At 73.4% G+C, this 13,435-nt stretch carries 12 protein-coding genes; 5 read left to right on the top strand and 7 right to left on the bottom strand.

Annotation, left to right across the window (positions count from 1 at the left end):
• Nucleotides 1-2,247 carry an acetate--CoA ligase family protein gene (locus ABD269_RS07830; RefSeq protein WP_344117111.1) on the bottom strand — a complete coding sequence of 749 codons (2,247 nt, stop codon included), beginning with the start codon at nucleotides 2,245-2,247 and terminating at the stop codon, nucleotides 1-3.
• A 130-nt stretch (nucleotides 2,248-2,377) separates the two neighbouring features.
• On the opposite strand from ABD269_RS07830, the gene ABD269_RS07825 reads away from it, so the two are divergent.
• Nucleotides 2,378-2,812: a Zn-ribbon domain-containing OB-fold protein gene (locus tag ABD269_RS07825; protein ID WP_344117110.1), complete on the top strand. Its 435-nt coding sequence runs from the start codon at nucleotides 2,378-2,380 to the stop codon at nucleotides 2,810-2,812.
• A 9-nt stretch (nucleotides 2,813-2,821) separates the two neighbouring features.
• Nucleotides 2,822-3,421, top strand: a complete 600-nt coding sequence (locus ABD269_RS07820) for a GNAT family N-acetyltransferase (RefSeq protein WP_344117109.1) — start codon at nucleotides 2,822-2,824, stop codon at nucleotides 3,419-3,421.
• Here the strand turns inward: ABD269_RS07820 and ABD269_RS07815 are convergent.
• Nucleotides 3,399-4,082 carry a pyridoxine/pyridoxamine 5'-phosphate oxidase gene (locus ABD269_RS07815; protein ID WP_344117108.1) on the bottom strand — a complete coding sequence of 228 codons (684 nt, stop codon included), beginning with the start codon at nucleotides 4,080-4,082 and terminating at the stop codon, nucleotides 3,399-3,401. The genes ABD269_RS07820 and ABD269_RS07815 overlap by 23 nt on opposite strands.
• Before the next feature lie 61 nt (nucleotides 4,083-4,143).
• Entirely contained in the window at nucleotides 4,144-5,316 is a 1,173-nt protein-coding gene (locus tag ABD269_RS07810) for a thiolase C-terminal domain-containing protein (RefSeq protein WP_344117107.1), read from the bottom strand.
• An 88-nt stretch (nucleotides 5,317-5,404) separates the two neighbouring features.
• Between ABD269_RS07810 and ABD269_RS07805 the strand changes: the two genes are divergently transcribed.
• Both ABD269_RS07805 and ABD269_RS07800 read left to right on the top strand, forming a co-directional pair.
• Nucleotides 5,405-6,643, top strand: coding sequence for an acyl-CoA dehydrogenase family protein (locus ABD269_RS07805; RefSeq protein WP_344117106.1), 1,239 nt, complete (start codon nucleotides 5,405-5,407; stop codon nucleotides 6,641-6,643).
• Nucleotides 6,640-7,119, top strand: a complete 480-nt coding sequence (locus tag ABD269_RS07800) for a nitroreductase family deazaflavin-dependent oxidoreductase (RefSeq protein ID WP_344117105.1) — start codon at nucleotides 6,640-6,642, stop codon at nucleotides 7,117-7,119. Before ABD269_RS07805 ends, ABD269_RS07800 begins: the two co-directional genes overlap by 4 nt.
• Nucleotides 7,120-7,245: 126 nt before the next feature.
• On the opposite strand, the gene ABD269_RS07795 is transcribed toward ABD269_RS07800, so the two are convergent.
• The gene (locus ABD269_RS07795; RefSeq protein ID WP_344117104.1) at nucleotides 7,246-7,893 is read right to left on the bottom strand and encodes a TetR family transcriptional regulator; all 648 of its coding nucleotides are present in this window, start codon (nucleotides 7,891-7,893) and stop codon (nucleotides 7,246-7,248) included.
• Nucleotides 7,894-8,383: 490 nt separating this feature from the next.
• On the opposite strand from ABD269_RS07795, the gene afsK reads away from it, so the two are divergent.
• Entirely contained in the window at nucleotides 8,384-10,912 is a 2,529-nt protein-coding gene (gene afsK, locus ABD269_RS07790) for a protein serine/threonine kinase AfsK (protein ID WP_344117103.1), read from the top strand.
• A gap of 90 nt (nucleotides 10,913-11,002) precedes the next feature.
• Here afsK and ABD269_RS07785 read toward each other — a convergent pair whose 3' ends face one another.
• From ABD269_RS07785 to ABD269_RS07775, 3 genes are read right to left on the bottom strand one after another with little or no spacing between them, the layout of a single operon-like run.
• Nucleotides 11,003-11,785: an enoyl-CoA hydratase/isomerase family protein gene (locus ABD269_RS07785; RefSeq protein WP_344117102.1), complete on the bottom strand. Its 783-nt coding sequence runs from the start codon at nucleotides 11,783-11,785 to the stop codon at nucleotides 11,003-11,005.
• A complete protein-coding gene (locus ABD269_RS07780; protein ID WP_344117101.1) occupies nucleotides 11,782-12,246 on the bottom strand; it encodes a Zn-ribbon domain-containing OB-fold protein in 465 nt (154 codons plus the stop codon). Before ABD269_RS07780 ends, ABD269_RS07785 begins: the two co-directional genes overlap by 4 nt.
• 6 nt (nucleotides 12,247-12,252) lie before the next feature.
• Entirely contained in the window at nucleotides 12,253-13,404 is a 1,152-nt protein-coding gene (locus tag ABD269_RS07775; protein ID WP_344117100.1) for a lipid-transfer protein, read from the bottom strand.
• Nucleotides 13,405-13,435: the final 31 nt, after the last annotated feature.

The following is a 13,435-nucleotide window of genomic DNA, read 5'->3' as shown; positions in this document are numbered from 1 at the left end:
TCAGCGGCAGAGGGCCAGCGCGTCCAGGGCCACGGCGCCCTGGCCGCGGTCCAGCACCACGAGGGGGTTGATGTCCAGCTCGGCGAGTTCGCCGTCCAGCTCCAGGGCCATGCGCTGGACGCGCAGGACGGTCTCCACGAGCGCGTCCACGTCGGCCGGGGGCGCCCCCCGGACCCCGTCCAGCAGGGCTCCGCCGCGCAGTTCGCCGAGCATCGCGCGGGCACGGTCCTCGTCGAACGGCGGTACGCCCACGGCGATGTCGCGCATCACCTCGACCAGCACCCCGCCCAGCCCCACCGTCACGGTCGGGCCGAAGAGCGGATCCGGCGAGATCCCGACCGCCATCTCCACCCCGTACCCGACGAGTTGGCAGACGAGGATGCCGTCCAGGGGCAGGCCCTCGTAGCGGGCGATGTCGGTCAGCTCGCGATAGGCGTCGCGGACCTGGCTCGCCGAGGTCAGGCCGATCTTGACCAGGCCGAGCTCCGTCTTGTGCGCGAGCTGCGGGCCCGAGGCCTTCATCACGACGGGGTAGCCGACGAGCCCGGCCGCCCGCACGGCGGCGGCCGCGCTGGTCACCAACTGCTCGCGGGGGACGCGGATGCCGTACGCGCGCAGGAGCTGCTTCGCCGCGTGCTCGCTGAGCTGCTCGCCCGGCCGCATGAGGGCCTGCGCCTTGCGGGCGGAAGGGGAGAGGGTGCGGGGCGCCTCCTCGAACGGGGAGCGGTAGTGGGCGACGAAGCGGTGGTGGTCGAGGTAGGCGCGCACGGCGGTGACGCAGTTGGCGAAGGTGCGGAAGGTGGCCACGCGCGAGGAGCCGAGGAGCGCGTCGCGGTAGGCGTCCTCGGTGCCCACAGGGGAGCCCCAGACCACGCAGACGAGCTTGTCCGTCTCCTCCGCCGCCGCCACGAGGTCCCCTACGAGGGTGTCGCTCATGGGCGGGAAGGGGCCGGGTATCGGGCAGATGAGGACGCCGACGGAAGGTTCGTCGAGGACCGCGTCGATGATCTTGCGGCCGCGCCAGTCGCCGACCGGGTGGCCGCCGCTGTCGACGGGGTTGGCGACGGAGAGGTAGTCCGGTATCCACTGGTGGAGCTCGTGCTGCTTCGCGGCGGGGAGGGCGGGCAGGTCGAGGCCGGCGGCGGTGGCCAGGTCCGCGAAGTGGGCGCCCGTGCCGCCGGATATCGAATAGACGGCGACCCCGGTGGCCCGCGGCGGGCGGGCGCGGGCGAGCAGGGCCGAGGTGTCCTGGAGCTCGTCGAGACCGTCGACGCGGATCACGCCGAACTGCCGCATGGCCGCGTCCACCACGTCGTCCGCGCCGGTCAGCTTGCCGGTGTGGGTGGCGGCCGTGCGGGCGCCGGTCTCGGTGCGGCCGACTTTGACGGCGACGACGGGCACCTTGTGCCGGGCCGCCCGGTCGGCGGCGAGCAGGAAGGAGCGGCCGTCCTTGAGCCCTTCCACATACGCGGCGATGGCCCCGACCTCCGGCCGGGTGGCGAAGTAGGAGATGAAGTCCGCGCACTCCAGGTCGGCTTCGTTGCCGGTGGGGGCCCAGTGCGAGAGCCGGACGCCGAGTTCCTGGAGGGAGAAGACGGGGCGGCCCTGGTGGCCCGACTGGGTGACGAGCGCGATCGCCGGGCCGTCGAGGTCGGTGCGGAAGTGCTCGAAGGCGTTGAGGTTGGTGTTCGGGCCGAGCAGCCGGACCCCCGCCCGCCGGGCCGCGGCGGCGAGCCGGGCCTGGGCGGCGGCGCCCTCCGGGCCGGTCTCCGCGAAGCCGGAGGCGAACGCGACGGCGAACGCCGCCTTGCCGTCCGTGGAGTCGCCCCCGGAAGCGGCCAGTTGCTCGATGACGGGAAGGGGGTCGCCCACGAGGAGGACGGCGAGATCGATCCGCTCGGGCAGTTCGGCGACGGAGGGATGACAAGGACGGCCGAAGACCGTCGTGCGGGTGGGGTGCACGGGGTGGAGCCGGGCGCCGACCCGCTCGGCCCAGGCGACGAGCTGCCGGGTGATGCCGGTGTTGGGCCGTCCCTCCGCGTCCGAGGCGCCGACGACGGCGACGGTCTCGGGCCGGAAGAACCGGTCCAGGTCGGGCACGCCCGAGCGTAATGGGCGCCCGCTGACATCGAGGTCCTCGGCGTCGTCGGCCAGACCGTGGACGGCCGGGCCGCGGCGTTCGCCGCAGGCCGCCACGCGGGCCGGGCGGGAGGTGGTGGTGAGGGTGCCGTGAGTCGATCCAAGCATCGTTCTCGTCCACTCCTGCTCAAGGGCCGACGGGCTGACGTAAGGTCAGGCTACCGATCTGACGTCACGTCAGGAAAGATGTGCGGGATGCCCGTAGGGCGGCGCGAGAGGCCCAAGTGGTCATGGATCCATGGGGGTTGAGGTATTGGTGGCGGAGATTCGTCATGATGTGCCCGAGGTGGATGCGTTCACACAGCCCTACTGGGACGCCGCCGCGCGGGGCCGGTTGCTGATACGCCGCTGCCGCGCCCGGGGGTGCGGCAAGGCGCATCACTACCCACGGGAGATCTGCCCGCGCTGCTGGAGCGAGGACAACGTCTGGGAGGAGGCGACCGGCCGCGCCACGCTCCACACCTGGTCGGTCGTCCATGTCAACGACCTGCCGCCGTTCGGCGAGCGGCTGCCCTACGTGGCCGCCGTCGTGGACCTCGAGGAGGGGCCGCGCATGACGACCGAGGTCGTCGACTGCCCCGAGGGCCGGCTGCGGATCGGCATGGGCCTGCGGGTGGCGTTCCGCGCGCTGCCCGAAACCCCGCTGAAGATACCGGTCTTCCGCCCGTGTTGAATGCCGGACATGAAGGAAGCGAAGCCATTGGCCCCGGCCTGGATCGGCGAGTTCGACCTGCTGCTGCGCCCGTGGGAGGACAGTGACCTCGACGCCGTGCTCCGGGGCATATCGGACCCCGAGTTCCGCCGCTGGAACGCCGTCACCGTGCCGCCGCCGGACGAGGAGGGCGCGCGGACCTTCCTGGAACGCCGCGCGGCCGGGTGGGAGCAGGGCGACTCGGTGGCGTTCGCGGTCACCGCACAGGCGGAGGGACCGGACGTCGTCGTGGGCAGCGTGGGTCTGGCGATGATCGACCACGTCCAGCGCAGCGCCCGGGTCAGCTACTGGATCCTGCCCGAGTTCCGGGGCCGGGGCTATGCCTCCCGGGCCCTGGAGGCCCTCACCCGGTGGGCGTTCCACGAGGAACTGCGGCTGCACCGGCTGGAGCTGGGGCACGCCCTCGGCCACGGTGCCTCGTGCCGGGTGGCCGAGCGCTGCGCGTACGGCCTCGAAGGCACGCTGCGGGGTGCGATGCCGGGCAGCGACGGCGGGATGTGGGACATCCACCTCCACGCCCGGATCGCCACCGACCCGGAGCCCGACCTCAGGGCCAGAGCAGCTCGGTGACCCAGCCGCCGCCCCGGGTGCGGCGGTAGAGGAGGCGCACGTGGCGGCGCCGGGCGTCGCCCTGGAAGAACTCGACCTCGTCCGCCTCCAGGACGTACAGCGTCCAGCTGTCCACCGCGGCGTCGGGCTCCCGCAGGGCCCGTTCCCATGCCGCCTCCGAGGCGCGTGCCAGCTCGGCGCAGGAGGCGAGTGGCTCGCTCTGCCGCCCCACCAGCGCGGCCGCCAGGGCGCCGGTGGAGCGCTCGGCCAGATCGGCCCGGCTCTCCCGGGCGCCCATGGCCGTCACGGCGCCCCGCACCCGGACCTGGCGGCCGACCGCCGGCCAGTAGAAGCCCAGCGCCGCCTCGTGCCGGGCGGCCAGCTCCCGGCCCTTGCGGCTCGTGCGGTGGGTGGCGAAGTGCCAGCCGCGCCGGTCCGCGTCGTGGAGCATGACGGTCCGTACGGACGGCATGCCGTTCGCGTCGGCCGTCGCCAGGGTCATCGTGTGCGGCTCGGGCGTCCCGGCCTCGGCGGCCTCGCGCAGCCACTGCTGGAAGAGGGGCAGGGGCTCGGCGGGGGCGGTGGCCGGATCGAAGTGCGGCAGCTCGGTGTCCCACACCCGGAGGGAGCGCAGCAGTGCGCGGAAGGACTCCTGGCGGCTGTCGGCCGTTTCATCGCTCATGGTGCCCATCCAACCCGCCGCGCGGGCTTCGTTCGAGTCTCCCGCCGCGGAACAACGGCTGTCAGTCGCGTGCCAGGATCAGTGTCCCCGACGAGCAGAACCAGCCGCCCGTCCCCGAGACGACGGCCAGCCGTGGCAGGGCTCCGTCGCGCCGCCGCACCTGGCGGCCCTCCTCTGCCTCGCCCCTGAGCTGGCGTGCCGCCTCCACCAGGAGGAAGAGGCCCCGCATGCCGGGGTGACAGGCGGACAGGCCGCCGCCGTCGGTGTTGACCGGCAGTCCGCCGCCGATCGTCAGCCGGCCTCCCGCGACGAACGCGCCGCCTTCGCCTTTCGCGCAGAAGCCCAGGTCTTCCAGCGTCACCAGCGTCATGTAGGTGAAGGCGTCGTACAGCTCCGCCACATCCACCTCCTGCGGGGTGACGCCCGCGCGCCGGAAGGCGAGTTGCCCGGAGACCGCCGCCGGGGACACCGTGAAGTCGTCCCACTCCGACAACGTCGAGTGGGAGAGCGCGGTTCCGGCGCCCAGCACCCACACGGGTGACTTCGCCGTGCCGGCCACGTACTCCTCCGCCGCGAGGAGCACGGCACAGCCGCCGTCGGACCGTATGCAGCACTGCAGTTTGGTGAAGGGATCGGCGATCACCGGCCCGCCGAGCACGTCGTCGACCGTGATCGGATCGCGGTACATGGCGTGGGGGTTGAAAAAGGCGTTGGCGCGGGTTTGAACCGCGACGTCGGCAAACTGTTCACATGTGGTGCCGTACTGATGCATGTGGCGACGGGCGGCCATCGCGTACTTGGCGATGAGGGTGTGCCCGTACGGCGCCTCGAACTGCGCGGGGCCCCGGCTGCCGAAGGAGAGGGCGGCGGTGCGGCGGCCCGCCTTGAGGTCGGCGCGGGCGGTGGAGCCGTAGACGAGCAGGACCGCGTTGGCGTGGCCCAGGGCGATGGCGTCGGCCGCGTGCGCGGCCATGACCTCCCAGGTCGAGCCCCCGACGCCGGTCGAGTCGGCCCACGTGGGCCGCAGGCCCAGATAGTCCGCGATCTCCGTGGGGGCGAGCGTGCCCAGCCCGGCGGAGGCGAGTCCGTCGACGACGTCCCGGCCGAGGCCGGAGTCGGCGAGGGCGCGGCGGGCGGCCTGGGCGTGCAGGGCGTACGGGGTGGCGTGGTCGAGGCGGCCGCAGTCCGAGAGGGATACACCGACGACGGCTACCTTGCGTGGGCGGCCCGGCATAAATCTGACGGTACATCAGTTCAGGGCTGGGAAAGTGCGGTTGCGCTGCCTACGATGACGGCCCGTCGGTTCCGGTAGGAGGCAGCCCATGGATGCCGCGTTGAGCGACGAGCAGCACGAGATCCGGCGCACCCTGCGCGAACTGCTGCTCAAGCGCTGCGGGCCGGAGGACGTCAGAGCGGCGGTCCGCACACCGGCCGGTCACGACGACGCCCTGTGGCGGCTGCTCGCGGAGCGGCTCGGCCTGCCGGGCCTGGCGGTGGAACCCCGCTACGGCGGGGCGGGCTGCGGGCCCACGGAAATGGCACTGGCCTGCGAGGAGACGGGCCGCGTACTGCTGCCGTCCCCGCTGCTGGCCACGGCCGGGCTGGTGGCACCGCTGATCGCCGCCCTGGGCACGCGGACGCAGCGCGCGGAGCTCCTGCCGCAGCTCGTCTCCGGCGAGCTGACGGGGGCGCTGGTGCTGCCGGACGGCCACCTGACGGCCGCACTCGGGCTGACCGGAGCGAACGACGGGCTGTGGGCCGGAGGCGGCCGGGCGGGCGGCATCCAGGCGCGGCCGGCCGGTGACGGCCCGGGCTGGCGGCTGTACGGTGAGTCGGCGCAGGTGCTCGACGGGCACAGCGCGGGCCTGCTGCTCGTCGCGGCCCATGCGGGCGGCTACGCGCGCGGCAGGACGCTCCTGTTCGCCCTGTGGCCGCGGCGGGCGCGGGGCGTGACCCGTACTCGGCTGACCACACTGGACGAGACCAGGCCGCAGGCCCGCGTCGAACTGCGCGATGCGGCGGCCGACCTCCTGGGGTCCGACGCGGACGCCGGTGCCGATGTGCCGGGCGCGCTCGCCCGGCTGGGCGGCGGTGTGGCGGCGGCCGTGGCCGCGGAAGCGGTGGGGGCCGCGGACCGGGCGCTGGAGCGGACGGTCGAGTACGTGTGTTCCCGGGAACAGTTCGGCAGGCCGATCGGGTCCTTCCAGGCGGTCAAGCACCGGTTGGCCGACCTGTACGTGGCGGTGCAGACGGCACGTTCGGCGGCGTACTACGCGGCGTGGGCGGCCGGCGCGGCACCGGCGGCGGACGGCACCGGGGCGGCGGTCGTCGGAGGGCTCGCGCTCGCGCAGGCGCTGGAGGCGCAGCGGACCGTCGCGGGAGAGGCCGTCCAGTTGCACGGCGGCATCGGGGTGACGTGGGAGCACGACGTGCAGCTGTATTTCAAGCGGGCCGCATCGGACGAGCTGCTGTTCGGTCCCGTGCACCGGTTGAGGGAACGCGCCGCGGAGAGCGCCGGGCTGTTTGCCGCCCGGGCCGAGCGGGAAGCCGTGGCGCTGTGACGGCCGCGGTGGAACGAGTGGTGCAAAGGGTTTCCTCGACCCGTGCGTTCGCGCGGATCGCGCCGCACTTCGTGCCGGCGCTGGATCGCGCGGTGCACCGGTTGTCGGGCGGAAGGACGTTGCTCAGCGCGCGCCTGCTGCCGAGCGTCGTCCTCACGTCGACGGGCGCGCGGAGCGGGCAGCAGCGGCGCACACCGCTCGCCTGCATGCGGGAAGGCGACCCCGCCGGCGCCTGGGTGCTGATCGGCAGCAACTTCGGCAGGCCCGGCCATCCCGCCTGGACGGCGAACCTGCTGGCGAACCCCGATGCGGAGATCAGCTGGAAGGGGCGGGACATCCCCGTACGGGCACGGCTGCTGAGCGGCACGGAGCGGGCGGCCGCGTGGGCGGCGGTGGTGAAGTTCTGGCCTCCGTACGCGCGCTACCAGGCGCGCGTGGAGCGTGAGATCCGGCTGTTCCGGCTGGAGCCGCGCTAGCGACGCGGTCGGTGGGGGGAGAGACGGACGTGCGGGGGTGGGGGATGTCACTGCGGCGGGCCGCTCCGGCCCGAGCCGGGAGTGGCCCGCCGCTGCGATGACAGGACGTGCGAGGCGCTGAAGCGCTTACTTGGCCGGCTTCTTGCCGGTGATGCCCAGGTGTACGAGCAGCGCGAGGTTCGGCTTGAGCTCGGCCTGCTTGACGCCCCAGCTCTGGAAGCCCTTCTGGTGCGAGGCCACCGCGGCCAGCATCGCGACGAGCGAACCGGCGACGGCGGCGGGGTTGACGTCCTTGTCGACCTTGCCCTTGGACTGGAGCTCCTTGACGGAGTCCGTCAGGGAGTTGGTGACGGCGTTGAGGATCTTCATGCGGATCTTGTAGAACCGCTTGTCGCCCTCGGCCGCCCCGAGATCGACGACGCGCAGGATGGCGTCGTGCTTGCGCCAGAAGCCGAGGAAGCCGTCGACCAGCTCCTCCGCGGCCTGCCAGCCGGACTTGCCGACCCAGGAGCGCCCCGCGACGAGATCGGTCAGGCTCGCGCCCTCCTTCGCCATCTCCTCGGCGATCTCCAGGACGGCGCCTTCGACGTCCGGGAAATACTGGTAGAAGGTGGCGGGCGAGGTGCCGGCCTTGCGCGCGACGTCGATGACCTTCACATCGCGGTACGGCGAGGAGCTGAGCATTTCACTGAGGCAGTCGAGCAGCTTCTGCCGCGTCGCCTGTCCGCGTCGGCCGGCCACGCGGCCGTCGACGGTGCGTACTTGTCCTGTCATGCCGTCAGCTTACCGAGGGGTGATCGGAGCGCGATTCGGCCGCATGCAAATGGGGGGAGGGGGGCGAGGTGGTACGTAAGGCCAGCTCAGGCCGTATGTGAGGGTCGCCGCGAGAGCCGGGGTGGATTGGCCCGTACCGGTGAATCGTCCTATCGACAGGCTGTGGACAGGGCCCGCCGGAGCGCTCTTCGCACAGTTATCCACAGGCCGCGTGGAAACCGCCGTACCCCGATAACGTGGCACTCGGAACACCTCGCCGGGCGGGCGAGGAGCCTCACGGGAACAACGGAGAGTCACGGGACGGAAGTGAGGGGTACGACGTGCGGGGCGGGACGTTCCGCATGTGGTGGAGACACGTCGAAGCGCGACCCGGGTTCGCAACCGCGCCCGTCGCCAGGAAGAATCAGTATGCGTACCCCGGAGATAATTCGCGGTGAGACGCTGCACGGGGCTGAAACCCTTCAAGCCCCCACGGGGAGGTGGCAGGCCAGTGGTGGAGCAGCTTACGCAGCACGACCCGAGACGGATCGGCCCGTTCGAGGTGCTCGGCCGACTCGGCGCCGGCGGCATGGGGCTGGTCTATCTCGCCCGCTCGGCGTCCGGCCGACGGGTCGCGATCAAGACGGTGCGCACGGAGCTCGCGGAGGACCAGCTCTTCCGGGTCCGCTTCACCCGTGAGGTGGAGGCTGCCCGCGCGGTCAGCGGCTTCTACACCGCCGCCGTCGTCGACGCCGACCCGCGCGCCGCCGTGCCCTGGCTGGCCACCGCCTATGTGCCCGCGCCCTCGCTCGAGGAGATCATCAACGAGTGCGGGCCGCTCCCGGCCCAGGCCGTCCGGTGGCTGGCCGCCGGTGTCGCGGAGGCGCTCCAGTCCATCCACGGCGCGGGCCTGGTGCACCGCGACCTCAAGCCGTCGAACGTCCTGGTCGTCGAGGACGGCCCCCGGGTCATCGACTTCGGCATCGCCTCAGGCGTCTCCAACACCCGGCTGACGATGACCAACGTCGCCGTCGGCACGCCCGCCTACATGTCACCCGAGCAGGCGCGGGACTCCCGCAGCGTGACGGGTGCCAGCGACATCTTCTCCCTCGGCTCGACCCTGGTCTTCGCCGCGACCGGACACGCGCCTTTCCACGGCGCGAACCCGGTCGAGACGGTCTTCATGCTGCTGCGCGAGGGCCCGGACCTGAGCGGGCTGCCCGACGAGCTGCGCCCGCTCATCGACTCCTGCATGCAGATGGCCGCGGAGCACCGCCCCACCCCGGCGGACCTCCAGGCGGAGCTGGCCCCGCATCTCTTCGCCTCCGGCGGGGGCGACGACAGCGGCACGGCGTCGGCCTGGCTGCCGGACAACGCCGTCACCCTCATCGAGCAGCGCCGGGCCGGACACCGCCCCGCACCGGCGGTCGCGAGGAGCGGCGGCCGCAACCGCTCCGGGGTGCCGCCCCGACCCCCGCAGCCCCCGACGCCGTCCCGCGCGCCCGCTCCCTCGTACGCACCGCCCACCGGTGCGCGCAGCGGGCCCGCCTGGGGCGACGGACATCCGGGCGGTGCGGAGACCGGGCGCTCCGGCATGGTCGGCGCCCCCGATCCGCGCGGCGGAGCGGGCGGGCTGCCGGACGCCCCCGCCGTGGCCGGTGCGCACGGCAGGCACGCGGGGGCGCCCGCCGCGCCCGCGCACGACGGCTCCGTGCGGCTCGCCGGGTCACAGGTCCCGATCGGGCCGGGCCCGCGCGTCGCCGACGTGCGCGAGCCGCAGGCCCACCCCGGCACGGGGCACGCGACCGGATGGGTGCGGCCGCCGGCCGGGATGACGGGCGCTGCGCCCGCCTCCGTGCCCGCGCAGTCCCCCGCCCCCTCGCCCGACGGCGGCAACGCACAGGGCGACCAGGGCCGTTGGCGGCCCTGGCGGTTCCGCATGTCCAACGACGTGTGGGGCACGCCGACCGTCGCCGGGGACCTCCTCTATGTGACGTCGTTCGAGGTCCACGCGCTCGATGTGGCCAGCGGGCGCAGGCAGTTCAAGACGCGTGACGTGGCCTGGGCCATGGCCGTGGCCGACGGCCGCATCCACGCCTCCGACGGGCCCACGCTCTACGCGCTCGACGCGGCCGACGGCGCCGAGCGCTGGCGGCTGGCCACGGACGGCTGGGTGTATTCGCTCCGGGCCGACCGGGGCACGATCGTCACCGGCACCCGCGGCGGCGGCGTGCAGGCGTGGGAGGCGGCCAACGGCGAGCTGTTGTGGGAGATGGGCGGCCTCCAGACCGACTTCGAGACCCCGGACTGCGGCCCGTTCGTGCAGGACGGCACGGTGTACGTCTGGGCCGACGGGCGGCTGCGCGCCCTGGAGGCCCGCACGGGCACCGAGCGCTGGTCGTATCCCGTGGGCGACACCGCCTCCTGCGGCGGTGTGCCGGTGCGGCTGCTGGCCGCCCCGGACGGCGTCGTGTACGTCGCGGCGGGCACGCGGGTCCTCGCGATCGACGTGGCGCGCGGGGACGTGCGCTGGCGGTTCGAGGCACCGGCGGTCTTCCTGAGCCCGCCCGCGTTCGCGCCGGGCCCGGCGGTGACGGGCGGCGGTGTCTACGTCGCCGACTACCTGGGCACGGTGTATGCCCTGGATGCGGCCACCGGCCGTGACCGCTGGCGGATCGCCACGGAGCCCCGGCAGACCACGGAGCCGGTGCTGGTGGCGTCGGGGGCCGTGCACCTGGGCAGCGGCGGCGCGCTCTACACGCTGGACGCGGTCACCGGCACGCCCAGGTGGCGCTTCGCGGCCGGTGGCGACGTGGTGGGCGCACCGGTGGTCGCCGACGGCCGGGTCCACTTCGGCTCCGCGGACCACTGCCTGTACACGGTGGACGCGGCGGGCGGGCAGCTTCGCTGGAAGCTGGCCACCGGCGGCGAGATCACCGGATCGCCCGTGGCCATGGGCGGCGTGGTCTACGCCTGTAGCAAGGACCGCTGTGTGTACGCGCTGGACGCGGCCAAGGGGACGGGGCTGTCCCGGCGTTGAGAGTGTCCGTCCCGTCCGGCTGTTTGCCGGACGGGGCCGACTGCTGGTCCGCCGACGCGAGAGTCATCACGTGCGCCCGCCATCCGCCGGTCACCGCAGACGGTATGCCCGGTCGCGGGTGGTGAAGAGCTGTTCCTGGTGGGCCGGTGGCAGGTTGCCCAGGGAGATCAGGTGCGGGGCCAGGGCGAAGGCACGGTCGCGGGCGGCCTCCTTGGCCGCCCACAGGGCCCGTACGGTCCCCTGGACCGCCTCGGTGGGGCAGGACGCGATGACGCGGGCGGCGCGCAGGGCCGCGGGCACGGCCCCGCCGGGCGGGGTCAGTTCGGAGACGAGGCCGATGTCGTACGCGCGCCGTGCGGAGAGGCGTTCGGCGGTGCCCATCAGCGCCATGCGGGCGGCCTCGCCGAACGGCATCCGCTGGGCCATGTGGATCGACTCGTAGGCGCTGACCATGCCGTAGGTGGTGTGCGGGTCGAAGAACGTCGCGTTCTCGGCGGCGACCACGAACTCGGCCTCGCCGAGCAGATAGAACGCCCCGCCGCAGGCCAGCCCGCCGACCGCGGCGATCACCGGCTTCCACAGGTCGGCGGCCTTGGGCCCGACGGCGAGGAGCGGGTCGTCGGCGGAGTAGGGCGAGCCGGGCTGGGGCACGGTCACCGACCGGTCGATGCCCGAGCAGAACGCCCGGTCCCCGGCGCCGGTGAGCACGATGGCGCGCACGCCGTCGTCGTCGCGGAAGCGGCGCCATACGGAGCCGAGGGCGGCGGCCGTGGCCAGGTCGATCGCGTTGTGCCGGGCGGGCCGGTCGAGGGTGACGAGCGCGACGCCGTCCTCTCCCGTCTCCGCGCGGACCGGTGGCCCCCCGGTCGTCATGGGCGCTCCAGCAGCCAACAGGGCACCGTCACACCCTCGGTGAGCTCCGCGAAGACGACGCGCACGGGCGCGCCGATGCACAGCCGGGCCGGGTCGACGGAGTCGGGGGGCGCGTCGGGGGCGGCGACCACATTGCCGACGAGGCGGATGAGCGGGGCGTCGGCGAGTTCCACGACCACGACGTTGTACGGGGCGTGTTCGGCGTAGGCGGGCAGGAGGGGCGGGTGGGGCAGGACGAAGGACCAGATGCGGCCGCGACCGCTCATCCTGCGCCACTCGACGGCGAAGGACTGGCAGCGCGGGCAGCAGGGCCGGGGCGGGAAGCGCAGCCGCCCGCAGCCGGCGCACGCCTGTATCCGCAGCTCACCGCGGGTGGCGAACTCCCAGAAGGGGGCGCTGTCCTCGTCCGGCGCGGGCACGAGGAGGCCATTGTCAGTGGTGCCCTTCATGATGGAGGACATGAAGACTCAACTCCTCAGCAGCAGCGCCGAAGTGGGGACGCCCTCGCCCGCCGTGACCAGACAGGTCGTGGCGCCGGGCACCTGCGCGGTGGAGCGGCCGCGGAGCTGCCGGACGCCTTCGTTGATGAGGTTGAAGCCATGGACGTAGGCCTCGCTGAGCCCCCCTCCCGCCGTGTTGAGCGGCAGGCGGCCGCCGGTCTCCAGCGCGCCGTCCTCGGTGAAGGCCGCTCCTTCGCCGCGCGCGCAGAAGCCGTAGCCTTCGAGGGAGAGCAGCACCAGCGGGGTGAACGCGTCGTAGATCTGGGAGACTTCGACGTCCTGGGGGCCGAAGTCGGCCGTTTTCCACAGGTGCCGTGCGGCGGTCCAGGCGGGCCCGGACAGCGGGTCCTCGTTCCAGTAGTTGACCATGCCGTGGTGCTGGGCGGGCAGGCCCTGGGCGACGGAGTGGATGAGGACGGGCGTGTCGCGGCAGTCGCGGGCCCGCTCGGCGGAGGTGACCACGCAGGCGAGGGCGCCGTCGGTCTCCAGGCAGTTGTCGAAGAGGCAGAGCGGTTCGCTGATCCAGCGCGACGACATGTACGTCTCACGGCTCAGCGGGCGCCCGTGCATCATCGCGGCGGGGTTCTGGTTGGCCCGGTTGCGGCACGCGAGCGCGACGTTGAAGAAGTGGTCGCGTGTGGCGCCGTACTCGTGCATGTAGCGGCGGGCGAGCATGGCGATCTCGTCGACGGGGCGCAGCAGGCCGTACGGCCGGGTCCACTGCCCGGGCGTGGGGAGCTGGACGGCGGTGTTCCGCCAGGGGCGGGGTCCGGAGCCGCGCTTGCGGGAGCGCCAGGCCACGCCGACGGTCGCCTGACCGGTGGTGATCGCGGCGGCCAGGTGGGCGACGGTCGCGCAGGAGCCGCCACCGCCGTAGCCGACCTTGGAGAAGAAGGTCACGTCGCCCGCGCCGATGGCCTTGGCGACCTCGACCTCGTCGGTCTCCTCCATGGTGTAGGAGGCGAAGGCGTCGACCTGGGAGGGAGGGATGCCCGCGTCGTCGAGCGCCGCCAGGATCGCCTGGCAGGCCAAGGTCTTTTCCGATGAGGGAAGTTGGCGGGCGAAGGGGGTCTGTCCTATGCCGACGATCGCAGTGGAGTCCTTGAGTGCCGCCGCCATCGTCACCTCCACGCTGTGGGTGCTGTCGCTG

Origin of the sequence: Streptomyces blastmyceticus, from assembly GCF_039521185.1 — a bacterium.
Lineage (GTDB): Bacteria > Actinomycetota > Actinomycetes > Streptomycetales > Streptomycetaceae > Streptomyces > Streptomyces blastmyceticus.
Note: the sequence above shows the minus strand (reverse complement) of the source record. Positions and strands in the feature narration are given on the sequence as shown.